General features: G+C 36.5%; 28 protein-coding genes. 23 read left to right on the plus strand and 5 right to left on the minus strand.

The window, feature by feature from the left end; all coding sequences use genetic code 11:
* Positions 1–188 precede the first annotated feature (188 nt).
* A complete protein-coding gene (locus IGI43_RS00260; RefSeq protein WP_438755796.1) occupies positions 189–1046 on the plus strand; it encodes a MurR/RpiR family transcriptional regulator in 858 nt (285 codons plus the stop codon).
* Positions 1047–1159: 113 nt separating this feature from the next.
* Here the strand turns inward: IGI43_RS00260 and IGI43_RS00265 are convergent, their stop codons facing one another.
* Together IGI43_RS00265 and IGI43_RS00270 are read right to left on the minus strand one after the other, a co-directional pair.
* A complete protein-coding gene (locus IGI43_RS00265; protein ID WP_438755797.1) occupies positions 1160–1858 on the minus strand; it encodes a histidine phosphatase family protein in 699 nt (232 codons plus the stop codon).
* Positions 1859–1906: 48 nt separating this feature from the next.
* Positions 1907–2533, minus strand: coding sequence for an MBL fold metallo-hydrolase (locus IGI43_RS00270; protein ID WP_438755798.1), 627 nt, complete (start codon positions 2531–2533; stop codon positions 1907–1909).
* Between the two features lie 203 nt (positions 2534–2736).
* On the opposite strand from IGI43_RS00270, the gene IGI43_RS00275 reads away from it, so the two are divergent.
* The 6 genes from IGI43_RS00275 (at position 2737) to IGI43_RS00300 (ending at position 8757) form a co-directional block, all read left to right on the plus strand.
* Positions 2737–3087, plus strand: a complete 351-nt coding sequence (locus IGI43_RS00275) for a hypothetical protein (protein WP_438755799.1) — start codon at positions 2737–2739, stop codon at positions 3085–3087.
* Positions 3088–3314: 227 nt separating this feature from the next.
* The gene (gene guaD, locus IGI43_RS00280) at positions 3315–4685 is read left to right on the plus strand and encodes a guanine deaminase (protein WP_438755800.1); all 1371 of its coding nucleotides are present in this window, start codon (positions 3315–3317) and stop codon (positions 4683–4685) included.
* A gap of 7 nt (positions 4686–4692) precedes the next feature.
* A complete protein-coding gene (locus IGI43_RS00285) occupies positions 4693–6063 on the plus strand; it encodes a uracil-xanthine permease family protein (RefSeq protein ID WP_438755801.1) in 1371 nt (456 codons plus the stop codon).
* Positions 6064–6255: 192 nt separating this feature from the next.
* Positions 6256–7233 carry a GMP reductase gene (guaC, locus tag IGI43_RS00290; RefSeq protein ID WP_438755802.1) on the plus strand — a complete coding sequence of 326 codons (978 nt, stop codon included), beginning with the start codon at positions 6256–6258 and terminating at the stop codon, positions 7231–7233.
* 211 nt (positions 7234–7444) lie between these two features.
* Positions 7445–7774, plus strand: coding sequence for a PadR family transcriptional regulator (locus IGI43_RS00295; RefSeq protein WP_438755803.1), 330 nt, complete (start codon positions 7445–7447; stop codon positions 7772–7774).
* Positions 7774–8757: a permease prefix domain 1-containing protein gene (locus IGI43_RS00300; protein WP_438755804.1), complete on the plus strand. Its 984-nt coding sequence runs from the start codon at positions 7774–7776 to the stop codon at positions 8755–8757. Before IGI43_RS00295 ends, IGI43_RS00300 begins: the two co-directional genes overlap by 1 nt.
* Positions 8758–8816: 59 nt before the next feature.
* Here IGI43_RS00300 and IGI43_RS00305 read toward each other — a convergent pair whose 3' ends face one another.
* Together IGI43_RS00305 and thiD are read right to left on the minus strand one after the other, a co-directional pair.
* The gene (locus IGI43_RS00305; RefSeq protein WP_438755805.1) at positions 8817–9365 is read right to left on the minus strand and encodes an ECF transporter S component; all 549 of its coding nucleotides are present in this window, start codon (positions 9363–9365) and stop codon (positions 8817–8819) included.
* Between the two features lie 11 nt (positions 9366–9376).
* A complete protein-coding gene (thiD, locus tag IGI43_RS00310; RefSeq protein WP_438755806.1) occupies positions 9377–10201 on the minus strand; it encodes a bifunctional hydroxymethylpyrimidine kinase/phosphomethylpyrimidine kinase in 825 nt (274 codons plus the stop codon).
* 399 nt (positions 10202–10600) lie between these two features.
* Between thiD and IGI43_RS00315 the strand changes: the two genes are divergently transcribed.
* The 8 genes from IGI43_RS00315 (at position 10601) to thrB (ending at position 19261) form a co-directional block, all read left to right on the plus strand.
* Positions 10601–12043, plus strand: a complete 1443-nt coding sequence (locus IGI43_RS00315; RefSeq protein WP_438755807.1) for a PLP-dependent aminotransferase family protein — start codon at positions 10601–10603, stop codon at positions 12041–12043.
* A gap of 29 nt (positions 12044–12072) precedes the next feature.
* A complete protein-coding gene (locus tag IGI43_RS00320) occupies positions 12073–12798 on the plus strand; it encodes a nitroreductase family protein (protein ID WP_438755808.1) in 726 nt (241 codons plus the stop codon).
* Between the two features lie 116 nt (positions 12799–12914).
* The gene (locus IGI43_RS00325; protein WP_438755809.1) at positions 12915–14639 is read left to right on the plus strand and encodes a phospho-sugar mutase; all 1725 of its coding nucleotides are present in this window, start codon (positions 12915–12917) and stop codon (positions 14637–14639) included.
* 76 nt (positions 14640–14715) lie between these two features.
* On the plus strand, positions 14716–15492 hold the full coding sequence (proC, locus tag IGI43_RS00330) for a pyrroline-5-carboxylate reductase (protein WP_438755810.1): 777 nt from the start codon (positions 14716–14718) through the stop codon (positions 15490–15492).
* Between the two features lie 136 nt (positions 15493–15628).
* Positions 15629–15916 (plus strand): ArsR/SmtB family transcription factor, encoded by a 288-nt coding sequence (locus IGI43_RS00335; RefSeq protein WP_438755811.1) that lies wholly within the window; start codon positions 15629–15631, stop codon positions 15914–15916.
* A gap of 133 nt (positions 15917–16049) precedes the next feature.
* The gene (locus IGI43_RS00340; protein WP_438755813.1) at positions 16050–17339 is read left to right on the plus strand and encodes a homoserine dehydrogenase; all 1290 of its coding nucleotides are present in this window, start codon (positions 16050–16052) and stop codon (positions 17337–17339) included.
* A gap of 3 nt (positions 17340–17342) precedes the next feature.
* Positions 17343–18401 carry a threonine synthase gene (gene thrC, locus IGI43_RS00345; RefSeq protein WP_438755814.1) on the plus strand — a complete coding sequence of 353 codons (1059 nt, stop codon included), beginning with the start codon at positions 17343–17345 and terminating at the stop codon, positions 18399–18401.
* Positions 18398–19261: a homoserine kinase gene (thrB, locus tag IGI43_RS00350; RefSeq protein ID WP_438755815.1), complete on the plus strand. Its 864-nt coding sequence runs from the start codon at positions 18398–18400 to the stop codon at positions 19259–19261. The genes thrC and thrB overlap by 4 nt, the downstream gene beginning before the upstream one ends.
* A 62-nt stretch (positions 19262–19323) precedes the next feature.
* On the opposite strand, the gene IGI43_RS00355 is transcribed toward thrB, so the two are convergent.
* Complete coding sequence (locus IGI43_RS00355) at positions 19324–20181, minus strand: pyruvate, water dikinase regulatory protein (RefSeq protein WP_438755816.1); 858 nt, start codon at positions 20179–20181, stop codon at positions 19324–19326.
* Positions 20182–20280: 99 nt separating this feature from the next.
* On the opposite strand from IGI43_RS00355, the gene IGI43_RS00360 reads away from it, so the two are divergent.
* The 8 genes from IGI43_RS00360 (at position 20281) to era (ending at position 26727) form a co-directional block, all read left to right on the plus strand.
* Positions 20281–20709 (plus strand): Fur family transcriptional regulator, encoded by a 429-nt coding sequence (locus IGI43_RS00360; RefSeq protein ID WP_438755817.1) that lies wholly within the window; start codon positions 20281–20283, stop codon positions 20707–20709.
* A 208-nt stretch (positions 20710–20917) separates the two neighbouring features.
* A complete protein-coding gene (rpsU, locus tag IGI43_RS00365) occupies positions 20918–21094 on the plus strand; it encodes a 30S ribosomal protein S21 (RefSeq protein ID WP_002356740.1) in 177 nt (58 codons plus the stop codon).
* A 25-nt stretch (positions 21095–21119) separates the two neighbouring features.
* Positions 21120–21569 carry a GatB/YqeY domain-containing protein gene (locus IGI43_RS00370; protein ID WP_438755818.1) on the plus strand — a complete coding sequence of 150 codons (450 nt, stop codon included), beginning with the start codon at positions 21120–21122 and terminating at the stop codon, positions 21567–21569.
* A gap of 182 nt (positions 21570–21751) precedes the next feature.
* The gene (locus tag IGI43_RS00375) at positions 21752–22720 is read left to right on the plus strand and encodes a PhoH family protein (protein ID WP_438755819.1); all 969 of its coding nucleotides are present in this window, start codon (positions 21752–21754) and stop codon (positions 22718–22720) included.
* Between the two features lie 32 nt (positions 22721–22752).
* A complete protein-coding gene (locus IGI43_RS00380; protein ID WP_438755820.1) occupies positions 22753–24951 on the plus strand; it encodes an HD family phosphohydrolase in 2199 nt (732 codons plus the stop codon).
* On the plus strand, positions 24951–25427 hold the full coding sequence (ybeY, locus tag IGI43_RS00385; RefSeq protein WP_438755821.1) for an rRNA maturation RNase YbeY: 477 nt from the start codon (positions 24951–24953) through the stop codon (positions 25425–25427). The genes IGI43_RS00380 and ybeY overlap by 1 nt, the downstream gene beginning before the upstream one ends.
* Complete coding sequence (locus tag IGI43_RS00390; protein ID WP_438755822.1) at positions 25405–25812, plus strand: diacylglycerol kinase family protein; 408 nt, start codon at positions 25405–25407, stop codon at positions 25810–25812. The genes ybeY and IGI43_RS00390 overlap by 23 nt, the downstream gene beginning before the upstream one ends.
* Positions 25813–25824: 12 nt before the next feature.
* Positions 25825–26727, plus strand: a complete 903-nt coding sequence (gene era / locus IGI43_RS00395; protein ID WP_438755823.1) for a GTPase Era — start codon at positions 25825–25827, stop codon at positions 26725–26727.
* The last annotated feature ends 42 nt before the right edge of the window (positions 26728–26769 follow it).

Genomic DNA, 26769 nt, shown 5'->3' on the forward strand with positions numbered 1-26769 from the left:
CAACTGGTTTCTTAGCATAAGGCATTTGAATGCTGAGCTAGATAAAATCAGTTGTTTTTTTTATTAACTCTTTCTGATTTAATAGACGGATTTCCTTTCTGTTTTTTTTTAGCTATAATAAAGAAGTAAACTGCTGAAATAGATATTAAAATAAAATTGATTTCGGTAAGAAAAAGGATGTGTAGGAAATGCAGCAAAATATAATTTTAACAATTCAAGATCATCAAAAACATTTGCCTGGTTCTGAGCAAAAAGTAGCAGAATATATTTTAAAAAATACGAGCGAAGTCATTAATTTAAGTGCCCAAGAATTAGCTAAAAAGTCTGGGTCTAGCCCGGCAGCAATCATTCGTTTTTGCCGATCGATTGAGGTCAGTGGTTTTACTGATCTAAAATTATTGCTTTCAGCGAACCTTGGATCTGTGCATACTCAAATGTCTACCGAAGTCGAAAATGGTGAGACTACGAATGCGATTAAAGAGAAGCTTCAGCACCGCTTGATTCATATTTTAGAACGTACCAATGAACATTTGGAAAGTGAAGCAATTGATCAGGCAGTTGTGGATTTGCAATGTGCTGAAATTATTTTTGTTTATGGTCTTGGGGCATCGTCATTAGTTGCTCAAGATATTTATCAAAAATTTACCCGTTTAGGATTGAATGTGTTTTTTACGATGGATCATCATTTGTTTGCTTCTGCGCTGGGGACAAACGGGTTGAAAGGGATTTTTATAGGCGTTTCAAATTCAGGGAAAAATCAGGAAACAAATGCATTGGCAGATCTGGCTATTGAAAAAGGGCTGATGGTGATTGGATTGACTGCTGATTCTGATTCATTATTGGCGAAGAAAAGTTCTATTTTACTATTGACACCAGCAGGAGGAGAAGCCCCATTGCGAAGTGCAGCAACTGTTTCATTAACAGCACAACTCTATGTAGTTGACGTCTTATTCTTTGCTTATGCTGCTAAAAATTATCAGGAAACATTAGAAAAAATCCAATATTCTAAGCAAGCTGTTGAGATTGTAAAAAAAGACTTGAATTAAAAAATATGTAAAAGTAAGAGAGGGTAATTTTTGTACCCACCTCTTACTTTTTAAATATCGTGAAACAAAGCTGAAGGTTACTAATGTTTCACAATGTACTTATTCTGGATTGATTAATTATATGAGGCACTACGTCCATTTTCAATATAGTGGGTATCATTGACGGAATCAATCGTAAATTTTCCATTTTCATAGATAAGTTTAGTCACACTGCCATTTTCAAGACCAATCTGCATAGGTAAGCTATCATCGATCAAGGACATTAAAAATGAAATCGTCAATCCATGGGAAACAATCAAAACATTGCCACCACCATTTTTTTCTCGATAATAGGCAATATCTTCAAAACCACTCCAAACGCGTTCACGAATTTTTTCATAAGGTTCAGCCCAGTTAGCTGTGTCTGCAGCAACGATGGCTTCAGCCAACTCTTTATAACTGATCCGATTAGTCATCATATCTTCATAATTGTTAAACGCTAGAATTCTAGGAACGACGCCCCAAAGTTCTCCATCATAACCGCCATCTAAAGAACCGAAGCACCATTCACGAATACGGCTATCTGTGCCATAAGGAATAGCTTCGCCTTTAAGATGTTCTTGTAAAATAATGCGTGCGGTCTGCATTGCACGACCGCTATCACTGGAATAGGCTTCTTTGAAATCAATCTCTTTTAAACCAAGCCCCAAATAGTGAATGACTTGTTCCCCATCTTTCGTCAAGGGGGTATCAGACCAGCCCTGAGTTCTGCCTATTGTGTTAAACATCGTTTTGCCATGTCGAACAATGTACAGCGTTGTTGGTTCATTCATACTTTATTTCCTCCCTTATTAGATAAATAACAATAGTATACGTTGTTTTTAGTTAAAAAAAGGATTTGTTTTCTTCTCATGCTCGATCGTAGTTGCATCGCCATGTCCAGAGTAAGCTGGAAATTCATCTGGTAATGTGAAAAGATAGGTATTGATACTGTGAATAAGTTGTTGCATGTCACCCGTGTGTAAGTCAGTTCTACCGATGCTTCCTTTAAATAAGGCATCACCTGTAACAACAAAGTCATCAAATACAAAACTCACACTGCCGATCGAATGTCCAGGTGTCGGTACAACAGAAAAGGTCATTCCACCCAACTCATAATCGGTCAATTCAAATTCTACTTCAGCAGGCTGAACGATAATATCTGCAATATCGTCATGACGGCCTAGTCCAGATAAATTAAGGATAGGGTTTGACAACCATTCTTGTTCCAGCGGACTGACATAAACAGGGATAGTATATTGGTGACGTAGCTCTTCGACCGCACCGATATGATCATAATGTGTGTGTGTTAATAAAATAGCAATTGGTTTTTTTCCTGTCTTTTCAATAAATGTGGCTATTTTGTCTGCTTCAGCACCTGGATCAATAATCAATAAATTTTCTTCATTATAAATTAAATAGCAATTTTCTTGAATAACACCAGTTTGAATACGTTCGATTTTCAGCATAATTAGTTGCCTCCTAGTAGTATGATTCATTATTAAGTATAACTCAATTCTACTCAGAATCAAAAGGCAGTGTAGTAATTTTAAGCATAAAATCAAAATTTAGCTGGATGGTTGAACGCAATGATTTTTTACTTTTATTTTGCTATCCAGCATAATAGAGAGAGTTTTCTAAAAGAGAATGCAAGATAAGGAGTTGATCGGAAATGAAAAAAATAAATCAATTTTTAGAACAAATTCCAGCGTTGTTAGCTAGTAAAATATCTATTTTCATTTACCTGTTTCTTTTTTTCTATTTAGTTGTTTTCGCTGTTTTAACAATGTGGATCCCTCTATTAAAAAATGTACAACCATCCGCTAATGTACAGTTGATTCTGGGAAATTATACGAATGTTTTGAGTGCTTTAGGTGCTTCTTTGGCAGCAGGTAGCGGCACACTTATTCATCACAGCTTGTCAACGCTACACAAAAAACACGATAAAATGCATGATGAACTGCAAAAAACAATCGCTGAACTTCATGATAAGATCGACCGTTTAGAAAGAGAAAAGCAATAGCTTGAATGGTGAATCAAATTATTTAAAAGAAGATAAAATGTTTTATCCGATTATAACGAGGACGCAAAACGATATTTTAGTTTTGTGTCTTTTTTTGCTAAATTCGATTAAAGTTCGTGTTTTGAATGATTCGAGAAAGTTTTTACAGATGTTTGACAGAAAAACATAGAATAAAAACGAATTATTTTATATAATGTTTTTGTATCGTTATGAAAGGGGTTTTCATTTTGTATAAGTTTGTCGTAAAAGGAACAGCATTTTCAAGTAGTGATTCAAAGAATGTGACAGTTCTAGAGGATTCTCTGTTTTGTATCTCAGAATCAGGTAGGATCAGTGCTATTATTTCGCCAAAAGAAAAAGAATATGAATTCATTATTCAAGAGTATTCCCAAAAAAATAAACTTCAAGAATTAGCTCAGGGTCAATATATTCTTCCAGGTTTTATTGATCTTCACATCCACGCACCTCAATGGGCGCAAGCTGGAACAGCACTTGATCTGCCTTTATATGAATGGCTCAATACGTATACTTTTCCACTGGAAGCAAAATTTTGTGACCTACAATTTGCGGAAAAAGTTTATTCAGACTTAGTTTCACAATTAATAAAAAATGGAACAACAACAGCTTTGTATTTTGCAACAGTTCATCGGAAGTCTAGTCTACGATTAGCAGAAATATGCAGCGAAAAAGGGCAGAGAGGTTTAGTTGGTAAAGTTGTAATGGACGATCACGAACAAAACCCTAACTATTATCGAGATGCTACAACTGATATAGCGCTGAATGAAACTGAATTATTTATTCAGGAAGTATTAGAATTGAATCAAAAAACACCTCAAGGGGTCTATCCAGTTGTAACACCTCGTTTTATTCCAAGTTGTACGGACGATTCTTTAAAAGGCTTAGGCACTTTAGCAGCTAAGTATGATATTCATATCCAATCTCATTGCAGTGAAAGCGATTGGGCTCACTCTTTTGTTCAAAATAGGTTTGGTAAAAACGATGCCTTTGCTTTAAATGATTTTGGACTACTTACAGAAAAATCAATAATGGCGCATTGCGGATTTTTATCAGATGAAGATATGACGTTATTTGCCGAAAAAGGAACGGCAGTTGCACATTGTCCGATTTCTAACACATATTTTGGTAACGCTGTAACGCCGATTGCAAAACTATTAAACGAATATCAAGTAGAAATAGGGCTAGGGAGTGATATTTCTGGTGGTTTCTCTCCTAGTTTGTTCGATAATATCAGGCAAGCTGTTATATCATCTCGGATGTTGGAAGATGGTGTTGACAAAGATTGCTGTAGTGGAAAAAGAGGTGTTTCGGGGTCGAGTATCACTTTAAACGAAGCGTTTTATCTAGCAACTGCAGGTGGTGGAGAGTCTTTGAGTTTACCGATTGGGAAATTAGCTGTTGACTACGCATGGGATATTCAAATTATTGATAGTAAAGAGTTGCCGATTTTTTCTGAGAACGAACCATTGATGGAAATTTTTCAAAAATTACTTTATTTATCACGTCCTGAAATGATCACTGAGGTATGGATCCAAGGAAGAAAAGTTCACGATAAAACTATGAATTTGCAGGGAGTGTAAGTATAAAATGACAGATACACAAATGAAAAATTCAAAATTGACGGTAGGACCAAATGATGATCTATCAATTGGTCAATCTGCTCTTTTAGGAATTCAACACGTTTTAGCGATGGATGTGTATGTAGTACCATTTATTATTGCATCAATTATTGGATTGACAACGAAAGAATCTTCAGCGCTGATCCAGTCGACTTTTATTGCAGCAGGTATCGCTACAATCATTCAGTCTCATTTTTGTATGAAATTGCCTGTTGCCCAAGGCCCATCCTTTATTCCTATTGGGGCTGTTGCAGGTATTTATTTTGCAAATAATCACAATGGTAACGGCTGGGGAGCTGTTTTAGGCGCCAGTTTGGTTGGCGCAATTTTAGTTATTGTTTTAGGCTTAACGGGTATTTTCAATCGATTGATCAAAGCTTTTGTCCCACCAATTGTAGGTGGTACGATCATTTTTATTGTGGGCTTATCATTGATGCCGGTTGCACTCAATGACAATGTTTTTAATGCTTCAGGAGATTTAGGACAAAATATTCTGCTAGCAGTGATTTCAGCTGTAACACTGATCTTATTTGCGATGATCGGTTCACGATTTCCTAGAAAAGGCCGTATTTTTAGAATATCTTCTGTTATTTTAGCCTTAGTCATTGGAAGCTTAGCGGCAAAATTTATGGGGATTCTTGATTTATCTCAGGTCAAAAATGCATCATTGATCAGCGTACCAAAATTACCATTTGTTGATCTTTCCTTTTCATTCGATTTGTCTTCAATTTTAACAATGATCATTATTTATGTTGTACTAATGGCTGAAACGACCGGTACTTGGTTTGCAGTTAGTAATGTCTGTGAGAAACCTTTAACAGATGAAAATATCAATAGAGGAGTTGTAGGTGAGGGAATTGGCTGCCTAATTTCGTCTTTGTTGGGGACAACACCTGTTACGGGGTATTCAACGAATGCAGGGATCATTTCTATTACAGGAGTTGCAAGTAAAAAGGTATTTGTGGCAGCTGGTGCTTGGTTTGTCGTTTTTGGTTTGTCAGGAAAACTATCAACGTTGATCTCTTCAATTCCTTCTCCTGTAATCGGCGGTATTTTTGTGATTGTTTGCGGAATTATTTCAATTAGCGGAATCAAAGTGATTAAAGAAGTTGAAATAAATGAAAAGGAAATGTATGTGATCGCAATTCCAATGATTCTAACGGTTGCATTGACATTGATTCCAGAAGCGTTTATTCAATCATTGCCGCAATTTTTACAGTATTTATTCGGTTCCTCTGTGGCAACGGCTTCGATCGCCGCGATTGTATTGAATTATGTATTACCTGTTGAAAAAATAGAAGAGCAAATAGTTGAACACAAGAAAATAAAAACTGTATAAACACGCAAGATAACAATTGTTCTTTCAAAACACGAACTATTGTTTCTGGAATTGTAATTTTTCGTTATTTACCTTTGACTTTTGTATATGAATAGTGTAAATTAGCATAGGTGTTTGAAAATGCGAACTATTAGATGGAAAACGTTCGTGTTTTTGCGTGTTTTAATAGAACTTACTAGGAGGCAGTACAGTATGAAAGTTTTTGATTACGAAGATGTCCAGTTGATTCCAAATAAATGTATCGTGAGCAGTCGTTCACAATGTGATACAGTGGTGAAATTAGGGAAGCATACCTTTAAAATGCCTGTCGTACCTGCGAATATGCAAACGATTATTGATGAAGAAATTGCAGAATTTTTAGCTAAAAATGATTATTTTTATATCATGCATCGCTTTGATGAAAATGCTCGAATTCCATTTATTGAGAAAATGAATGCTAAAGGCTTGATCACGTCCATCAGTGTAGGGGTAAAAGAAGCTGAATATGGATTTGTAGAAGAATTAGCAGAACGTAATTTGATTCCCGATTATGTAACGATCGATATTGCACATGGTCATTCAAATGCAGTGATCAATATGATTCAACATCTAAAAAAACATTTACCAGATACCTTTGTTATTGCTGGAAATGTTGGAACGCCTGAAGCGGTCCGTGAATTAGAAAATGCTGGAGCGGATGCGACAAAAGTCGGAATCGGTCCTGGTAAAGTGTGTATCACAAAAATCAAAACTGGATTTGGAACTGGCGGCTGGCAACTAGCAGCATTACGCTGGTGTGCTAAAGCTGCAAGAAAACCAATAATTGCAGATGGTGGCATCCGGACACCGGGTGATGTTGCAAAATCAGTCCGTTTTGGTGCAACAATGGTCATGATTGGTTCACTATTTGCAGGTCATGAAGAATCCCCTGGTGAAACAAAAGTAGAAAACGGCGTAGTTTATAAAGAATATTTTGGTAGTGCATCAGAGTTTCAAAAAGGTGAAAAGAAAAATGTTGAAGGAAAGAAAATTTGGATTCAACATAAAGGAAGTTTAGCAGATACATTAGTAGAAATGCAGCAGGATCTACAATCTTCGATTTCTTATGCTGGCGGTCGAGATCTTGAAGCGATTCGTAAGGTAGATTATGTGATCGTAAAAAATTCTATTTTTAATGGGGATACAATTTAATTTAAGACGAAAGGTTCTTTTTCCCTTCAGTCCCCCAATAGTATATATCTTCAGTTTGACCATCAGTCGCTGTGAATTAAAATAAAAAAGGAGCGTATTTTACGTTTCTTTTTTATTTTGATTATTTTTACTTTACCTGTCGTAGTAATCGTGTTATGATTATTACAACGACAGACGTAGTACGTCAGGTGAAGTAATAGGAGGTGATTCAATGATCGGCAGTGATGCAATAAGAGGATATAATGACACATTCATTCTATCAGTACTACAAGAAGGTGATTCTTATGGTTACGCGATTTCCAAAAGAATCACAGAAATCTCCGAAAGCAATTATTCAATCAAAGAAACGACGTTATATTCAGCTTTTAACCGCTTGGAAAAAAATGGATTTATCGACTCTTTTCCTGGTCAGATAACGCATGGGAAAAAGAGGACATACTATAAAATCACTTCGGCAGGACACGCGTATTTAGAAGAAAAAATACAAGAATGGAATCTTACAAAAAAAGTCGTTGAACGCTTTATAAAGGAGGAAAAATAATGAAAACGATCCAGGAATATATCGACAGTTTATTTTTAGGAATAGCTGAAACAAGTCAAACAAAACAATTAAAAGAAGATCTGTTAGCAGGTGCTGAGGATCGCTATGAGGATTTAAAAAAACAAGGAAAATCCGAAAATGAAGCAATTGGTGGTGTCATTTCAGAATTTGGATCAATTGATGAGTTAGTAGAAGAAATGAACATAAAACAAGAATTTATTGATGAAAAGGGATTTGAAATGGATGAAATCACTTTAGCTGATTCAATTGATTTTCTAGCTGTTCGACGTAAAGGAGCAACACTGATTGGATTTGGTGTTATGACGATTATGATAGGTGCGGCAACTTTATTCACGTCTATGGGATTAGCTAGTGGAAATTATGGGATAGGTTTTGGGCTACTATTTTTGTTTGTCGGTACCGCTATTGGAGTTCCATTATTTATCATCGCAGGAATAAGTATAGTCAATTCGAATAAAAAATTGGATGATCGTTTTATTCCTATGCAAGTAAAACATGAAATGAAAAAAAGAAAAGAAAACTTTCAGCGTTCGTTTGTTTTTTGCATGGTGGCCGGAGTAGTGTTGAGTATTCTCTCATTGATTCCTGTATCCTTATACGCTTTAATAGATTCATCACAAGAAAATGTAATGTTTGGTGCTGGGTGTATGTTTTTAGTCGCATCTTTTGGTGTTTTCTTCTTTATATTCGGAGGAGTGATCATGGGAAGTTTTACTAAAATGCTAGAGCAAACGTATTTCATTTCTGATGAAGGAGAATTAGGACCACGCGCTAAAGCAGAACGAGATAGCCAAAAGCCATCCTGGCTGCAAACCCTTGAAAAAATTTATTGGCCAATCGTTGTTGCAATCTTTTTAGGACAAGGATTTTTATTAGGAAATTGGGGATCAAACTGGATCATTTTTCCTGTAGCTGGAATTGCTTTTGGTGTATTAGAAAATATTTTTAGCAAAAATGATTAAAGAAAACTCCGCTTATTGTTGGAATACCCAAGATAAGCGGAGTTTCTTTATATAAAAAATCAAAAGGATTGCCTTGAAAAAATGATACTCATTGCCTTTTTCAATGGAAAATAAACAAGTGTCACAATAACAATAGTTGTAGCCACATTAATAAATGTTGCTGGTAGTTTGGATAAGGCACTTGCAAAAGATACACTAAAATCTGCACCTGCAATAAGTCCCATCACAGTGTTTTTTATTTGCGTCATGATTATCTTAACAATTCCTGTTACGACAGCAACTACAATGACTTTCCAAATGACATCAATATTTTGATGGAAAAATAAGATGACCAACGCCGCCGCACCACCGACAATAAAACTTTCCAAAATAAAGTATGGCGCTTCGGCAGCAAAGCCATTTAAAACATCAAAAATAGCAAAACCTAACCCTCCAGCCAAAGCCCCTTTTTTATAACCAATCAAAAGTACAGCTAATAATAAAACTGAGTTACCTAAATGAGCAAAGGCACCAGTTGGCATAGGAATTTTGATCATTGTTCCAAGAACGGTCAATGCAGCAAACAATCCAACCAATACAATGGATGTCGTTGAGCTTTTTTTATTCATTCAAACACTCCTTATTTTTCTATCATTCGATCTTGGGCATGATTATATGCTCCATGCCACACATGGCCAAGAAAAGGATTGATTTTTTGACCGTTTTCAATCGCCGCGGCTACAAATTTCTTTGCTAAGGAGACAGCATCAACGACGGAGTAACCTTTTGCAAGACCCGCAGTGAGAGCTGCAGCAAAGGTACAGCCAGCTCCGTGGTTATAATCGGTTGGAAATAGTTCACTTTCAAAGAGAGTGAAATTCGTTCCATCATAGAATAGATCGATCGCTTTATCAGATTTTAAACGGTGACCCCCTTTAATCACAACATTTTTAGGGCCTAAATCAATAATATTTTTTGCTGCTTCTTTCATCTGTTCAATAGAAGTTAAATCTCCCATTCCAGACAAAATTCCTGCTTCTACTAAGTTTGGTGTTGTTACAGTTGCTTTAGGCAAAAGCAAACGAGTCATTGCAGCAACATTTTCTGGTTGGAGTAATTCACTTGTACCTTTACATGCCATGACGGGATCGATCACGATATTTTTCATATTAAACGTATCGATATAAAGTCTAGTTATTTCGATAGCTTCAATAGATCCAAGCATTCCTGTTTTCATAGCGTCAAGTGCTCCGCCTGCAAATATAGTTTTTAATTGTTTTTCCACTAAATCAGGTTCGATCGGAGTAACTGCGTGACTCCAACCTTCATCTGGATCCATCGTCACAATACTAGTTAAAGCTGAAAATCCAAATGTTCCATATTCTTCAAACGTCTTTAAATCCGCTTGAATACCTGCCCCGCCACTAGAATCAGAACCAGCGACTGTTAAAACTTTTTTGATCATAGTCTAACCCCTATTCAGATAAATTTTGATATATATAGTGTAAAACAAACATAAGTTGACAAAAACAGCCAATTGGGTTATTTTCAGGTCATCCAATTGCTGCGAATCACGGAGAACGTAGTGATCCGATGATGAGCAGTACAAGCCGACTGAAAGGAGAGTTGATCCTTGATTTTGAATCACGGAGAACGAAGTGATCCGATGATGAGCAGTACAAGCCGACTGGAAGGAGAGTTGATCCTTGATTTTGAATCACGGAGAACGAAGTGATCCGATGATGAGCAGTACAAGCCGACTGAAAGGCGAGTTGATCCTTCAAAATAATAATCAAACTTAGTCAATTATAAAATATCCAACTAAAAATAACAAAAAAATCAATCCAATAACGGAGGCTAAAAAATGTGGTCACTAAAAAAAGAAAAAGGGGTTCCAGTATATGTCAGTATCATCGAACTAATTTTGTCTTACATTAAAAATGGCGATCTTCTACCAGGTGAACGTTTACCCTCAGAAAGAAAGTTAGCAAATTATTTTCAAGTGAATCGTTCTACTGTCGTTCATGCATTAGACGAGCTTGTATCTTTAGGCTGGATTATCAGAAAACAAGGTAGTGGAACCATTGTTAATGAAGGGAAATGGGGAATCAGCACTACACCAAGAACAGATTGGCGGCGCTATTTGGAACAAAATGCTTTTGCTAAGGTTGATCCTTTTACTGAAGAGATCGAACGATTGATCAAGCAATCGAATGAGCATATTTTAGATTTGTATACAGGAGAATTGCCAATGGATTTGATTCCCAGTTTCTCATTTCCACCATTGACATGGAAACATTTTTTAGAGCAGGAACAACAAGACGACTTAGGTTATTTACCATTAAGGCAATCAATCAGTCTTGAAACTAAAAAAGAGTATGGTTTTTCGCTTCCACCAGAAAGTCTTCTTATTACATCAGGTGCGCAGCAAGCGTTATTTTTGATTTTACAAGTATTGCTTCAATCAGGAGATAGTGTAGCAATTGAAGATCCGTCTTTTCTGTATGCATTACCGATATTTCAAGCTGCTGGTATTCGTCTTTATGGCGTAAAAATGGATCAAGAAGGTATCCATCTAGAATCGCTAGAAAAAATGATGCGCCAACATCGAGTAAAAATGGTCATGGTCAATCCTTCATTTCAAAATCCTACTGGAAAAACGATGTCGATGAAACGCAGAAAAGCACTAGTCGAGTTATGTCAAAAGTATCAAATTCCCATATTAGAAGATGATGTGTTTGCCAAACTAAATTTTGTTCCGTCAGATCAAATTCAGCCGTTAAAAAAATTAGACCCGGAAAATGTCCTCTACATCGGTTCTCTTTCAAAAATTCTTGGCTCAACAACCAAAATTGGTTGGCTAAGTGCACCGACATCAGTCAATCAGCAGTTAGCGGAAGCAAGAAAAATGATGGATTTTTCTATCAGTATTTTCCCACAACTATTGGCGAATTTGGCCTTAACAGATAGAGGTTTTACAGATAAAATTTCTGATCTAAAAGAAACGGTAGAACAAAGAGCCACAGCGGTATTTGAGGTGCTAGCTAAAATGGACGAATGGGAAGTAAGTATGCCTAAGGGAGGCTTTTATATTTGGGCAAAATGGAAACAAGGAAAGCTTAGGGGAAAGGATTGGTCTGTATTTTTACAGGAAGGGTTGTTAATTGCGCCAAGTTTCTCTTTTAGTGAAAATCAAGATAGTATTCGGATTAATTTTACCAGAATAGACATGGAAACCTTACCGATTTTTAAAGAAAAATTGCTAAAAATCACAAAAATAATTACGCTTGATTCTAAAATAGTATGATAAAATAAACATAAATGGAGGAAAATGATATGAATAAAACGCTTGATATTTTGAAAAATAGACGTAGCTATCGTGATTTTGACGAGAAACATGATCTAACTAAAGACGAACTGCAAGAGATTTTAGATGCAGCTCGCCAAGCACCAAGCTGGATGAATGGACAGTTTTACAGCATTATCGTAATTCAGGACAAAAAGCTTCGTGAACAATTAGTCAATTGGAATCCAGGCAATCCCCATATTTTGAAAAGTTCTATCTTTTTACTATTTGTCGGTGATTTGTATCGTACAAAAATGGTCAGCGAAGCGCATGAAAGTGTGTATTCTATTGATGAAAGTATTGAACCAATTATTCTAGCAACGACTGATGCAGCTTTGGCGCTTGAAAATGCAGTCATTGCAGTTGAGAGTTTAGGCTTAGGTTCGGTAGTTGTTGGAAGCATACGTAAGCATGGAAAAGAAATTAGTAAATTATTAGAGCTGCCAGAGTACACTTTTCCATTATTTGGTTTAAGCATCGGAAAGCCCATCGTTGAAATGGAGGTCAAACCACGATTGCCAGAGGCTGCGGTAGTTCATTATGATCGATATAAACCATATACTTACACATTGATCGAACAATATAATCAGATAATGGAAGAATTCGGTGAAGCTCGAGAAACGAAACATTGGAGTCGAAAATTTTCAGATTTTTTTGCATCGGAGCCAACAATGCTTACCGATCGATTATTAAAACTTCAACATCTATTAAAGTAAATATGTAGAGCCGATTTGAGGAGGGTGTTTTTTTTTATAGTCATCACTTTATTCTAAAGCTCTGCAATGATATACTTACTAGTGAGAAAAAACAAATGAAAAAAAGAGGTGCTAACATGTCTTGGGAACAAGTATATGAACAGTGGATAAATGAAGAAAACGTACCAGAATATTTAAAAAAAGAATTAAACGATTTAAAAGAAGACCCTGAAAAATGCGAAGATGCGTTTTATGCACCTTTAGAATTTGGAACAGCGGGTATGCGGGGTATTTTAGGTGCTGGTATCAATCGGATGAATATTTTTACGATTCGTCAAGCAACGGAAGGATTGGCCCGTTTTATGGATGCTGAAGGAGCTGAGGTAAAACAACGCGGTGTTGCAATCGCTTATGATTCTCGCCACATGTCTCCAGAATTCGCGATGGAAGCAGCAAAAACATTAGCGCAACATGACATTCCTGCTTTTGTATTTAAAAGTTTAAGACCAACCCCTGAGCTATCTTTTGCGGTTCGTTATTTGAATGCATTTTCAGGGATCATGATCACGGCATCCCACAATCCGGCAGCCTACAATGGCTACAAAGTTTATGGTGCAGATGGTGGACAAATGCCGCCAGCGGATGCGGATGCATTAACGAAATACGTTCGTGAAGTTGAAAATCCATTAAAAGTTGACGTTCTAGCAGATGATCAAGCAAAAGAGAGCGAATTGATCACGATCATTGGTGAAGAAGTTGATGCCGCTTATCTAAAAGAAGTGAAGGCTGTTACAATCAATCAAGAATTGATCAATGAAATGGGTAAAGAGTTGAAACTTGTTTATACACCATTACATGGCACAGGAAAGATGCTAGGTGAAAAAGCGTTGCAACAAGCTGGATTCGAAAAATTTGTTCTTGTTCCAGAACAGGCAATTGCTGATCCTGATTTCACAACAGTTAAATCGCCAAATCCAGAAGAACATTCTGCCTTTGAATATGCTATTCGTCTAGGTGAAAAAGAAGGTGCGGATTTATTGATCGCAACAGATCCTGATGCCGATCGTTTAGGTGCAGCAGTTCGCTTACCAGATGGAAATTATCAAGTTCTAACAGGTAACCAATTAGGCTCAATCATGATTCAATATATTTTAGAAGCGCATAAACAAGCTGGGACTTTACCAGAAAACGCAGTTGTTTTGAAATCAATCGTGTCTAGCGAGTTAGCGACTGCGATCACAGCGAAATACAATACAAAAATGGTAGATGTCTTGACAGGTTTTAAATTTATTGCAGAAAAAATCGAGCAATATGAAGAAGATCATTCACAAACATTTATGTTTGGTTTTGAAGAAAGTTATGGCTATTTAGTAAAATCTTTTGTACGTGATAAAGATGCCATTCAAGCATTAGTTTTATTGGCGGAAGTTGCAGCTTTCTACAAAAAGCAAGGAAAAACTCTGTACGATGGCTTACAAGATATTTTCAATGAATATGGATATTTTGAAGAAAAAACAATTTCAGTCACGTTAAGTGGAATTGAAGGTAGCGAAAAAATTAAAGCCTTGATGAAAAAATTCCGTGAACAAGCGCCTAAGTCTTTTGCTGATATCAACGTAACGCAAACAGAAGATTTCAAACAATTAACAAGAACTTTCTCTTCGGGAACAGTTGAAGCATTGACAACTCCACCATCCGATGTACTAAAATACTTCTTGGAAGATGGTAGTTGGATTGCTATTCGTCCATCTGGAACTGAGCCTAAGATCAAGTTTTATTTGGCAACTAAAGCATCTTCACAAACAGAAGCTGACCAAAAAATAAAGAATTTCGAACAAGCGGTTAATGCATTAACAAATTAAAATGAAAGGACTGAAAAAACTGGACAATAGGTTTATTTCAGTCTTTTTATTTGTAAAATTATAAGGAGTGGTAAAAATGAAGATTGGATTTATTGGAGCAGGACATATGGGCAGTGCGATGATCGAAGGGTTGCTAAAAGCAAAAATAATAGCACCTGAAAATTTATTTGTAAAAGGTGGTTCAAGTGGTACTGCTGAAGCACTGCAAAAGAAACTTGGATTTAAATTGATCAAAGAGTATGACGCTTTGAAAGAGTGCCAAGTGATTTTCATTGCTACAGGTGCTAAAATTGTCTTAGAGATATTGACACAAGCAGCCCCGAACATAAGTAAAAATACTATTCTTATTTCGGTGGCGACAGGACATACAGTAAAAGAAGCTCAAGCTGTGTTAGGGGAAGAGATTCATGTTGTACATGCTATTCCAAACACTCCTGTAAGTGTGAATGCTGGAATGATCGGCACTGTTTTTGCAGATCAGATGCCTAGTGAATCAAAAGCAGAAGCAACTCGCATCTTGGAATCATTAGGAAAGGTAGAAGAGGTCAGCGAGGATCTTTTGGGAACGTTTGGTACAGTTGCAGGATGCAGCCCAGCATTTGTAGATATTTTTATGGAAGCATTAGCAGATGGTGCGGTGTTAGAAGGTATGCCTCGTGCGCTTTCATATGAGATAGTTGCCCAAATGATGTTAGGATCTGCTAAACTCGCAATCGAAACAAAAAAACATCCAGGAGAATTAAAGGATGGTGTCACTTCACCTGGAGGCAGTACCATAAAAGGTGTTACTGCTCTAGAAAAAAATGGATTTAGATATGCTGTGATCGATGCAGTCAAGCAAGCAAATAGCTAAGAACGATACTTTACAAGAGGCAAATGGGAGAGCTATTTAAATCCTAGTTGCCTTTTTAGCATCCAAGAAGAATTTTATCGTCTTTTGAGAAAAGTTTGCTATAATATATAATAGAATAATGAAAGGAAGCTCAGCGATGAAAGAAATAGAAGAAATCCAAAAAGTAAGCCAGTTATATAAAGTGTTGAGCGATCCAACAAGATTGCGAATTTTACTTTTGTTAAAAAAAGGAGAATTGAATGTAACGGCGATCGGAGAACAGCTTTCAATGGAACAATCGGCCGTTTCTCATCAATTAAAACTATTACGAGATAATCATGTAGTAAGATCCAGACGTGAAGGAAAAACGATCTATTATACATTGGACGATCATCATGTCATCGACATTCTTAACCAAACATTTGAACATATCAAACACCAATAACTCACCTTTTCTAGGATTCCCATGGGAAAATCAAAGAAAAGGGTAGTTTTTTTTACGTCAGTTGGGTATACTAGAAACATGTTTTATTAGAAGAAAATGAAATGTTTCTAATTTTATAGTTGGAGGAAGAAGAATGAAGGAAAAATTGAAAGTTGGGTTACTTGGACTAGGTACAGTTGGCTCTGGTGTACCAACAATTTTACAAGAACATCAAGAGAAAATTTCGCAAGTGACAGGAATGGAGATCTCGATTTCAAAAGCGTTAGTACGGGATGAAGAAGAAAAAAAACGTCTAGCTGAGAAATTTGATATCCAACTCACAACAAGTATTGAGGATATTATCAATGATGATGAAATCAAAATAATTGTAGAATTGATCGGAAAAGTAGAGCCCGCAAAAACCTTCATTACTAAAGCACTAGAAAATGGCAAACATATCGTGACAGCAAATAAAGATCTTTTGGCCCAACATGGGAGTGAATTGGTATCATTAGCGCAAAAAAATAATTGTGATCTCTATTATGAAGCAAGCGTCGCAGGTGGTATTCCTATTTTGCGGACGATTGCCAATAGTTTAGCTGCGGACAATATCCAGAAGGTATTAGGAATAGTTAATGGAACGACAAACTACATGCTGACTCAAATGGTTTCAGAGAAAAAAACGTATAGTCAGGCGTTAAAAGAAGCCCAAGAATTAGGTTTTGCTGAATCTGATCCGACGAATGATGTGGACGGTATTGATGCAGCTTATAAAATGGTGATCTTAAGTCAGTTTGCTTTCGGAATGAATATTCGCTTGGATCAAGTTGATGCACGTGGTATTAGGGGACTATCTTTAGATGATGTTGAAATGGCTGCTCAATTGGGGTATGAAGTGAAATTGATTGGTTCCTCAGAGAATCAAGAAGGCAGTATTGCAGTTGAAGTCGGACCGATGCTTGTCGCAAAATCACACCCGATCGCTTCCGTTCGTAATGAATTTAATGCTGTATTTATCGAAAGTTCAGGTGTTGGGGAATCTATGTATTACGGACCTGGCGCTGGTGCAAAACCAACTGCTACAAGTGTGGTCAGCGATATCATTACGATTGCCAAAAATATTCGCTTAGGAACGACAGGGCATATGTTTAATGCCTATCAACATGATACAAAATTGGCAGCAGATGATACGATTTCTGGAAAATATTATTTCTCAATCGAAGTGCCAGATCGACAAGGTCAAATATTAAAATTAACACAGATAATGACTGAAGCAAATGTTAGTTTTGATCAACTCGTTCAACAAAAGTCTGATGGTACTAGAGCTCGAATCGTAGCAATTACACATACAATTACAAAAGAACAGATGAAACAAGTCGCCAAAAAAATCGAATTGACAGAAGAATTCGAACTATTAAATACATTTAAAGTATTGGAGGATTAATCGATGTACGAAGGGTTATTAACACAATATAAGGAATATTTACCGATCACAGATAAAACGCCAATGATTTCATTAGCAGAAGGAAATACACCATTGATTCCATTGCATAGTTTATCAAAGGAATTGGGAATTAATCTATATGGAAAATATGAAGGATTAAACCCGACCGGTTCATTTAAAGACCGCGGAATGGTCATGGCCGTTGCTAAAGCAGTTGAAGAAGGCGCAAAAGCAATTGTTTGTGCTTCAACCGGTAATACGAGCGCAGCAGCTGCTGCATATGCTACAAGAGCAGGGGTTAAAGCGTATGTTGTTATTCCAGATGGCAAAATCGCAATGGGCAAGCTAGCTCAAGCAATCATATATGGTGCAGATATCATTTCAATTCCAGGAAACTTTGATGAAGCACTAAAAGCAGTCCGTGATATTGCCAAAACAGAAGCAGTGGCATTAGTAAATTCAGTGAATCCATATCGATTAGAAGGCCAAAAAACAGCCGCCTTTGAAGTCTGCGAACAACTTGGGCAAGCGCCAGATGTACTTGCAATCCCTGTTGGAAATGCTGGTAATATTTCGGCATACTGGAAAGGATTCAAAGAATGGCATGATAAAAAAGGAACACTATTACCAAGAATGCATGGTTTTGAAGCAGAGGGAGCCGCAGCTATCGTAAAAGGTGAAGTAATCGAACAACCTGAAACAATCGCGACAGCGATCCGCATTGGGAATCCTGCTAGCTGGACATTGGCAGAAGCTGCTCGTGATGAATCAAAGGGATACATTGATTCTGTTACAGATGAAGAGATTCTAAATGCCTACCGCAAAGTAGCTGCGCAAGATGGCGTGTTCGTTGAACCAGGATCTGCAGCATCGTTAGCAGGAATCATTCAACATGTGAAAAGTGGAAAAATAAAACAAGGTGAAACAGTAGTCGCTGTTTTCACAGGAAATGGATTGAAAGATCCTGATACAGCAATTAATGCAACTGAAGTCAAAATTTCTAAAATGAGTGATTTAGAAGAGATGAGACTGCATTTGCGTAACGGAGTGTCAGAACTATGAAAATAAGAATTCCCGCAACCAGTGCAAATCTAGGTCCGGGGTTTGACTCATGTGGTATCGCCGTGTCACAATACCTTAATATCGAAGTATTGGAAAACGCGAAAGAATGGCAAATTATCCATTCTTTAGGAAGTGATATCCCCTCAGATGCAACAAATTTATTGATTCAAACAGCACTAAAATTAGCACCAGACCTTGCTCCTAAAGTGTTGAAAATGACATCGGATATTCCGTTAGCAAGAGGTTTAGGTAGTAGTTCTAGTGTAATAGTTGGCGGAATTGAACTTGCTAATCGTTTAGGAAATTTGCAGTTATCTCAAAAAGATAAAGTACAGATTGCGACTGAGATCGAAGGACATCCAGACAACGTTGCCCCAGCCATATGTGGAGATTTTGTTGTGGCGAGTTACGTTGACGGACAAGTCCATTCTGTGAAACATCATTTTCCAATGTGTGATGTGATTGCTTATATCCCTGATGTTCATCTATTGACATCTGAAAGCCGCAGTGTACTTCCAACTTCTATTCCGTATAAAGAAGCTGTCCAGGCAAGCTCGATCGCAAATGTAATGATTGCGGCAATTTTAAATGGAAACTTGCCATTGGCTGGTGTAATGATGGAAAAAGATCGTTGGCATGAAGCGTACCGCAAGAAATTGGTGCCTCATTTAGAAGAAATCCGAGCGTTAGGTCATAAAATAGGTGTCTATGGCGCATTTTTAAGTGGAGCTGGACCAACTGTTTTGGTTTTATCACCTGAAGAAAAAACAGATCAAATGGTTCAAGAATTGGAGAAATTACCTGATTCAGCAGCTATCAATGTGCTATCAATAGACCAAGAAGGAATTCAAGTATTTTAAGAAAAAAAACTAAGAGCAGTGAGTTTTTAATCAACTCATTCTTATGCTCTTAGTTTTTTTTATTACGCTTCAGGTGATTCAGTTGCATAATAGCTATGATCTTCCAGATTTAACGCATTTAAAATCATCGAAGCTGTTTCTTCGATTGAAAGTGAGGCAACATTAATAACGACACATCCCAGTTTTTCATATAAATCATTGGCAAAAGTCAATTCTTTTCTGATTTTTTCAATATCTGAGTAAGAAGTATTAGCAGGTAATCCATAAGTTCTCATTCTTTCTTTTCGGATGCCATTCAAAATATCTGGATCATTTGTCAAGCCCACAATTTTTTTAGGGTTTGTTTCCCACAATTGTTTTGGTAAATGAGCCTCTGGAATCAAAGGCAAATTTGCTACTTTTAAATTTTTATTCGCTAAAAATAAACTAAGTGGCGTTTTCGAAGTTCTAGAAACACCTAATAAAAGCACATCGGCCTCCAAGAAACCGCGAGGATCTTTTCCGTCATCATATTTAACAGCAAATTCCATAGCTTCGATCCGTTTAAAATAATTTTCATTCAAATGATGCAGTGCTCCAGGTTCTCTTGTAGGTGCAATCCCAGTCAATCGCTCGATTTCAGCTACTGGAGGTGTGAGTATATCAAAGTGATATAGATTATGTTCTTCGAAGAAATCATTCGCAATTTTGACTAAACGATCACTTACAATCGTATGTAAAACCATAGCATTTTCACGTTTGGCATCTTCAAGTGCTTTTCTAAGTTTACCTTCTTCTTTTGCAAATGTTCGTCTAAATAAAGAAAAATCGATCGTTGGATATTGTGCCATAGAAGCTGCTGCCAATTTTGAAGCTGTTTCGCCAGCTGAATCGGAAATAACGAAAATCGTTACGCATTTTTTAGGTTCATTTGTTGTCATGATAGGATTCCTCTCTTGCTTTTTTTTTAGATTTATTATACCATACCTTCATGAATCTTATCCGTAATGATTCTGATTTGAAAAACTGGAGGTTGTCAAATGGCACAGTCAAATTCAAAAGTAGAGCAGTCATTAGCAGTGATGAAAAAGCATGGCTTAAAGTATACAAAAAAAAGAGAAGCCATGATTACTTATCTAATTCGAAGAAATCGTTATATTTCTGCAAGAGAAGTCTATGAATTTATGAATCAAGAATATAAAGGTGTAAGTTATGACACTATTTATCGCAACTTACACGATTTTGAAACATTTGACCTGTTAGAAACAACAGATTTGAACGGAGAAAAAAAATTCCGGTTCCATTGTTGCCAAGAAGTAGGCCATCATCATCATTTCATTTGCACGGTTTGTGGAAAAACAAAAGAAATTCACATGTGTCCAATGGATTTTTTTGAAGAGCAATTAAGTGGATGTGAAATTGAAGGACATCGATTTGAAATTTTTGGACGATGTGAGGAGTGTAAATGATTGTTTTTTTAGAGGAAAAATGATGAATAATACATGTGTGTGTAAAAATTTACTCATTTTGGGACTTTTTTATGCATTTTTTCAATACAAAGGTTGACGTTAAAATAACCATTCGATATAATGTAACAAGAACGGTATTTTATTTATGTCTAATAATTCATAAATATAAAAAACGGTTACTTTTTAAGCTCGGAGGGAGGGAATTAACATGTCAAAAACTGTCGTTCGTAAAAACGAATCTCTTGACGATGCTCTTCGTCGCTTCAAACGTTCCGTTTCAAAAGCGGGTACTTTACAAGAATCTCGTAAACGTGAATTCTACGAAAAACCAAGTGTAAAGCGTAAGAAAAAATCTGAAGCAGCTAGAAAACGTAAAAAATTCTAGTTTTCGATGAATTGGAGTCGGTTGTATGTCATTACTAACAACATTGAATGACGACATCAAAACTGCAATGAAGTCAAAAGATAAAGATACTTTATCGGTACTTCGCATGTTGAAAGCAGCCATTCAAAATGAGCAGATTAAAGCTGGCCGTGATTTGGACGGAGAAGAAGAGTTGACAGTGTTATCTCGTGAGATGAAACAACGCAGAGACTCTTTATCAGAGTTTGAAAAAGCGGGACGTGACGATCTTGCTGACAAAGTAAAAATCGAAATCACAATTGTTGAAACATATATGCCAAAACAACTTTCAGAAGAAGAAATTCGTCAGATCGTTCAAAAGGCAATTGATCAGACTGGAGCCGCTTCGCCAAAAGAATTTGGTAAAGTAATGAGCGCTGTAATGCCTGAAGTCAAAGGCAAAGCAGATGGCAATAAGGTCAATGCAATTGTAAAAGAATTACTACAAGAGAATTAGTCAAAATGAAATGGCCAACGGAAACCCGTTGGTCTTTTTGTTCTAAAAAAATGAAGACAGAAAATGGGAAAACAAAGAGGAATCACTAAAAACAAGTATCTAGTTTAGCCCACTCTCTTTTTAATAAATAAATAATATGGTATGATTATAAAGAATGAAAAAATAAAGGAGATGGGCGTTTTTTGACAGAAAATCAGTCAATATCGTTGGAATTAAAATTAAATGATTCTGATGATGTGAGTATGCTTTTAGGAACCCATGATAAACATATAAAATATTTAGAAGAAAATACAGAAGTAACCATCAACACAAGGGGAGAAATGATCCAATTACTTGGTGAAGAATCCGAAGTTCAATTAATTGCTTCAGTTTTGCGAACTTTGCAGGTGTTGATTCAGCGCGGTATTAAAGTTAGTACACCAGATGTTGTTTCTGCTTTAAAAATGGCAAAAAGTAATGATTTAGATTCTTTTGTAGCAATGTATGAAGAAGAGATTTTAAAAGATCATCACGGCAGAGCCATTCGAATAAAAAATATTGGTCAAAAAAGATATGTGGATGCGGTAAGAAAACGTGATATTACTTTTGGAATTGGACCGGCAGGAACAGGGAAAACCTTTTTAGCAGTCGTTATGGCTGTTTCGGCATTAAAAAAAGGTGAAGTCCAAAAAATTATTTTGACTCGTCCAGCTGTTGAGGCAGGAGAAAGTCTGGGTTTTTTACCTGGTGATCTAAAAGAAAAAGTTGATCCTTATCTACGACCTGTATATGATGCGTTGTATCAAATTTTTGGTATGGATCATACAAATCGTTTGATGGAACGTGGTGTGATTGAGATTGCACCATTAGCCTATATGAGAGGTCGAACTTTAGATGATGCTTTCGTTATACTAGATGAAGCTCAAAATACGACAATCGCTCAATTGAAAATGTTTTTGACAAGATTAGGATTTAACTCCAAAATGATCGTCAATGGTGATACAAGTCAGATTGATTTGCCTAAAGGCGTAGGCAGCGGTTTGATCCACGCAGAAAAAACATTACAATCGATAGATAAAATTGCGTTTGTTCATTTTGATGCTGGAGATGTTGTAAGACACCCAGTAGTTGCTCAAATTATACGAGCATATGAAAAAGAAGATCAAAAATAGGCTTAAGTCTGCGGAAAGGAGTGAAAATTCCGTTGAAATACTCATTACTAAAATTACGAGATAAATTAGGGAAAGCGTATATCCCGATACTTCTATTAGTTTTTTCATGTTTTTTATTTATCATTATGTTTGGTAGTGTCCACCAAAAAAGAGTAGAAATCAAAGAAGGTCAATTGGCTGAAAATACCATTCGAGCGAATAAAAACGTTGAGAACACGTACGAGACTGCCCAAAAGAAGAAGCTGGCTGCTGAAGCTGTTACACCAGAGTACATTTATCAGGAAGACACAGCGGATGTTCAGCATAAACGAATAGAAAAACTATTTAAGTTGATTATTACCGCAAATGAAAAGACGGATAAAGACTATGAAGAAAAAAAAGCGAAGGCAAAAAAAGACGAAACGATTCCGAAACCGACTACAGAAGAGAGAATCGCGAATCTAAAAGCTCAATTTGAATCGTTGGATCAAGATGAAGTTGCCTTTTACCAAAAGTTTCCAAACGTGTTTTATGAGAATATATTTTCATTAGACGAAAATCAAATTCAGCAAGTTAAAACGGAAAGTTTAAAAATTGTAGATGAAAAGATGAAAGATCATGTTCGTGAGGCTGATTTGGATAATATTCGTCAAAGTGCAATTGAAAAAATCCAATTTCTTGATGTCACGAATACCATGCAACAAGAAATTCGCTATATTGTAAATCAAGGTATTGTAGCAAATGATTTTGCTAACGATAAAAAGACTAAAGAGATGCGTCAAAATGCAATGGATGCTGTTCCACTTGCAATGATCTATCAAGGTGAGATCATCGTTCGTGAAGGAACTCAGATCGATAGTAAAGCGATGGAAAAACTTGAATTATTAGGTATGACAAATCAAAATACCTCACTATTTCCAATGGCAGCATTGGCTTTAGCAATAGTATTGCAAGTGTTCGTTTTATTATTTTTTACAAAGCAAGTAGCTGAAGAAGGCAAGCGTAGACATTTTATTTTGTTTTATGTAGGTGCAATGTCACTAAGCGTTGTATTGATGAAGTTTTTCCAAATTTTCCAATCTGAACAAATGATGTATATTTCTTTGTTTTTCCCAGCAGCATTTACACCACTTGTATTAAATTATTTTGTAAGCCGGCGAGCAGGTGTTTTAGCAGCTGTTTTCCAAGTGATATTTTCGCTATTCGTATTTTATAATTCTATAGGAACAAACTCATTGACCATTATTTTGGTGAGCTACATGTTTTCTGGATTATTAGCTACAGTCGTTAAACGAACTAGAATTGCTGAACAAGGATTAGTGGCAGTTTTTTGGGTGATTATTTTCCCTGTCAGTTTAGAGTTTATTTTGATGGTATATCAAGGTATGAGCTTTTTTGACGGTAAATCATGGACGATGATGATTTGTGCTTTGGCAGGAACCGTCTTGTCTTTTCTTGCGACGATGGGACTTCACCCGTATATCGAATTGCTTGTAACAGATGACAGTGTAATCGTCTTAAATGAACTCAGCAACCCAAATCATCCGTTGTTGAAACAATTACTTGAAGAAGCACCTGGAACGTATCACCATAGTATGATGGTGGCAAGCTTGAGTGCAAATGCAGTAGCTGAAATCGGTGGACGTTCATTATTGACACGAGTTGCTTGTTATTATCATGATATTGGTAAAATCAAGCATGCAAATTTCTTCGTTGAAAACTTGCCGGCAGGAGCTGAAAATCCACATAATTTCTTATTACCTGAAGATAGCAAACAAATTATTTTCGGACATGTCATTGATGGGGCTAAAATATTAGAAGACTATCATATGCCTGAAATGGTGATTGATATTTGCCGTCAACATCATGGAACGACTTTAATGAAGTTTTTCTATGTAAAAGCAAAAGAACGAAATTCTGAGATTTCTGAATCAGATTTTAGATATCCTGGTCCTAAACCTCAAACAAGAGAAGCTGGAATCGTTAGTATTGCAGATACGTGTGAGGCTGCTGTTCGTGCGATGGATCATCCAACAAACGAGAAGATACAGGCATTTGTTCATAATGTTATTCAAGATCGGATTTCAGATGGACAACTAGATGATTGTGGCTTAACAATGAAAGAAATTCGTATTATAGAGAAGTCTTTAGTTAATGGTTTATGTAGCACTTTCCATTCTAGAATCAAGTATCCAAAAATGAAATCAGAAGCGGAAGAAATGAAAGTCGAACAAGAAAAGAGAGATGACTAATGGATATTTCATTCATTGATGAAACAAAGAATTTATCAAAAGAAAATCTAGAAGAAGTAGAAAATCTGTTGCAGTTTGCAGCGGATTTTCTGAAAATAGCTGAAGATACTGAAATGTCTGTATCATTTATGGATAATGCAGGTATTCAGGTGATAAACAGAGAGTATCGAGGAAAAGATGTCCCCACAGATGTTATAAGTTTTGCTTTGGAAGAAGAAGGACAAGACGAAATGCCAATTATATTTGAAGATGCAACGGAAGCTTTTCCAAGAAATCTTGGCGATATTATGATATCGACTGAACGTGCTGCAGAACAAGCGGTGGAGTATGGTCATTCTTTTGAACGCGAATTAGGCTTTTTGGCTGTCCACGGTTTTTTACATTTAAATGGTTACGATCATATGGAACCTGAGGATGAGAAGGAAATGTTTGGTTTACAGAAAGAGATCTTAGATGCCTATGGACTCAAAAGATAAGCGGACAGCAAAGAATAAACATTTTATAGCCTCATTAGAGTTTGCTCTTCAAGGAATCAAAACAGTATTCAAGGAAGAGCGCAATATGCGGACACATTTTATTATGGGTGTTCTAGCGATTATTATCGGTTTTGTGTTTCGACTGGCCATTTCAGAATGGTTATGGCTATTACTTGCGATTTTTCTTGTATTAGTAATGGAAATCATTAATACGGTATTTGAAAATGTAGTGGATATGGTGACCGATTTTCATTTTCATCCAATTGGTAAAAAAATCAAAGATATGGCTGCGGGCGCAGTTCTTTTGACGACGGGATTTGCTGTTGTTGTTGGAGTGCTGTTGTTTGTCCCAAAATTTTGGCAGATACTACAAGGTTTTTTATAAAGGAGAGAAACAATGACAGAAGCACATAAATCCGGATTTGTAGCGATTGTAGGAAGACCAAATGTTGGTAAATCTACTTTGCTGAACCGAATTGTCGGACAAAAAATTGCGATCATGAGTGACAAAGCTCAAACGACTAGAAATAAGATACAAGGAATTTATACTGTTCCAGAAGCACAGATCGTTTTTATTGATACACCAGGTATTCACAAACCAAAACATCGTTTAGGTGATTTTATGGTTGAAACAGCTTATAGTGCGTTACGTGAAGTGGATGCAACGCTATTCATGATCAGTGCAGATCAAAAAAGAGGTAAAGGGGATGACTTCATTATTGAGCGTCTTAAAACAATGACCAGTCCTGTTTATCTTGTCATCAATAAAATAGATACGGTTCATCCAGATCAACTTTTGGGTATCATTGAAGACTATTCAAGCCAAATGGAATTTGCAGAAGTTGTGCCGATTTCAGCTACAGAAGGGAATAATGTGGATCGGTTGATGGCTGTTTTGGTTGATCAAATGCCGGAAGGTCCTCAGTATTTTCCAGATGATCAAATCACGGACCATCCAGAATATTTTATTGTTTCTGAATTAGTTCGTGAGAAAGTGCTATTGCTTACAAGAGATGAAATTCCTCATTCAGTTGCTGTTGTAGTTGACTCTATGAAACGTGATGAGAATGATAAAGTACGTATTCAAGCAACGATTATCGTTGAACGTGACAGTCAAAAAGGGATCATTATCGGCAAAGGCGGTAAGATGCTTAAACAAATTGGAACCAAAGCCAGACAAGATATTGAATATTTACTTGATGATAAAGTTTACTTGGAACTTTGGGTAAAAGTACAAAAGGACTGGCGTGACAAAAAAGTTCATTTACAAGACTTTGGTTATCGTAAAGATGACTATTAATGAGAACAAAAGGAACAATTCTGTATTATTACGGAATTGTTC

Source organism: Enterococcus sp. AZ126 (assembly GCF_051714545.1).
In the GTDB taxonomy this organism is placed as follows: domain Bacteria; phylum Bacillota; class Bacilli; order Lactobacillales; family Enterococcaceae; genus Enterococcus_L.

What these genes read in the sequence shown, in the direction of transcription:
- thrC (WP_438755814.1), top strand. Translation starts at nt 17,343, where the DNA reads ATGTACGAAGGGTTATTAACACAATATAAGGAATATTTACCGATCACA.
- IGI43_RS00390 (WP_438755822.1), top strand. Translation starts at nt 25,405, where the DNA reads ATGCCTATGGACTCAAAAGATAAGCGGACAGCAAAGAATAAACATTTT.
- IGI43_RS00325 (WP_438755809.1), top strand. Translation starts at nt 12,915, where the DNA reads ATGTCTTGGGAACAAGTATATGAACAGTGGATAAATGAAGAAAACGTA.
- IGI43_RS00285 (WP_438755801.1), top strand. Translation starts at nt 4,693, where the DNA reads ATGACAGATACACAAATGAAAAATTCAAAATTGACGGTAGGACCAAAT.
- IGI43_RS00335 (WP_438755811.1), top strand. Translation starts at nt 15,629, where the DNA reads ATGAAAGAAATAGAAGAAATCCAAAAAGTAAGCCAGTTATATAAAGTG.
- IGI43_RS00305 (WP_438755805.1), bottom strand. Translation starts at nt 9,365, where the DNA reads ATGAATAAAAAAAGCTCAACGACATCCATTGTATTGGTTGGATTGTTT.
- IGI43_RS00265 (WP_438755797.1), bottom strand. Translation starts at nt 1,858, where the DNA reads ATGAATGAACCAACAACGCTGTACATTGTTCGACATGGCAAAACGATG.
- thiD (WP_438755806.1), bottom strand. Translation starts at nt 10,201, where the DNA reads ATGATCAAAAAAGTTTTAACAGTCGCTGGTTCTGATTCTAGTGGCGGG.
- IGI43_RS00320 (WP_438755808.1), top strand. Translation starts at nt 12,073, where the DNA reads ATGAATAAAACGCTTGATATTTTGAAAAATAGACGTAGCTATCGTGAT.
- IGI43_RS00275 (WP_438755799.1), top strand. Translation starts at nt 2,737, where the DNA reads ATGAAAAAAATAAATCAATTTTTAGAACAAATTCCAGCGTTGTTAGCT.
- IGI43_RS00260 (WP_438755796.1), top strand. Translation starts at nt 189, where the DNA reads ATGCAGCAAAATATAATTTTAACAATTCAAGATCATCAAAAACATTTG.
- IGI43_RS00355 (WP_438755816.1), bottom strand. Translation starts at nt 20,181, where the DNA reads ATGACAACAAATGAACCTAAAAAATGCGTAACGATTTTCGTTATTTCC.
- IGI43_RS00300 (WP_438755804.1), top strand. Translation starts at nt 7,774, where the DNA reads ATGAAAACGATCCAGGAATATATCGACAGTTTATTTTTAGGAATAGCT.
- IGI43_RS00360 (WP_438755817.1), top strand. Translation starts at nt 20,281, where the DNA reads ATGGCACAGTCAAATTCAAAAGTAGAGCAGTCATTAGCAGTGATGAAA.
- guaC (WP_438755802.1), top strand. Translation starts at nt 6,256, where the DNA reads ATGAAAGTTTTTGATTACGAAGATGTCCAGTTGATTCCAAATAAATGT.
- proC (WP_438755810.1), top strand. Translation starts at nt 14,716, where the DNA reads ATGAAGATTGGATTTATTGGAGCAGGACATATGGGCAGTGCGATGATC.
- rpsU (WP_002356740.1), top strand. Translation starts at nt 20,918, where the DNA reads ATGTCAAAAACTGTCGTTCGTAAAAACGAATCTCTTGACGATGCTCTT.
- IGI43_RS00340 (WP_438755813.1), top strand. Translation starts at nt 16,050, where the DNA reads ATGAAGGAAAAATTGAAAGTTGGGTTACTTGGACTAGGTACAGTTGGC.
- IGI43_RS00295 (WP_438755803.1), top strand. Translation starts at nt 7,445, where the DNA reads ATGATCGGCAGTGATGCAATAAGAGGATATAATGACACATTCATTCTA.
- thrB (WP_438755815.1), top strand. Translation starts at nt 18,398, where the DNA reads ATGAAAATAAGAATTCCCGCAACCAGTGCAAATCTAGGTCCGGGGTTT.
- era (WP_438755823.1), top strand. Translation starts at nt 25,825, where the DNA reads ATGACAGAAGCACATAAATCCGGATTTGTAGCGATTGTAGGAAGACCA.
- ybeY (WP_438755821.1), top strand. Translation starts at nt 24,951, where the DNA reads ATGGATATTTCATTCATTGATGAAACAAAGAATTTATCAAAAGAAAAT.
- IGI43_RS00270 (WP_438755798.1), bottom strand. Translation starts at nt 2,533, where the DNA reads ATGCTGAAAATCGAACGTATTCAAACTGGTGTTATTCAAGAAAATTGC.
- IGI43_RS00315 (WP_438755807.1), top strand. Translation starts at nt 10,601, where the DNA reads ATGTGGTCACTAAAAAAAGAAAAAGGGGTTCCAGTATATGTCAGTATC.
- IGI43_RS00370 (WP_438755818.1), top strand. Translation starts at nt 21,120, where the DNA reads ATGTCATTACTAACAACATTGAATGACGACATCAAAACTGCAATGAAG.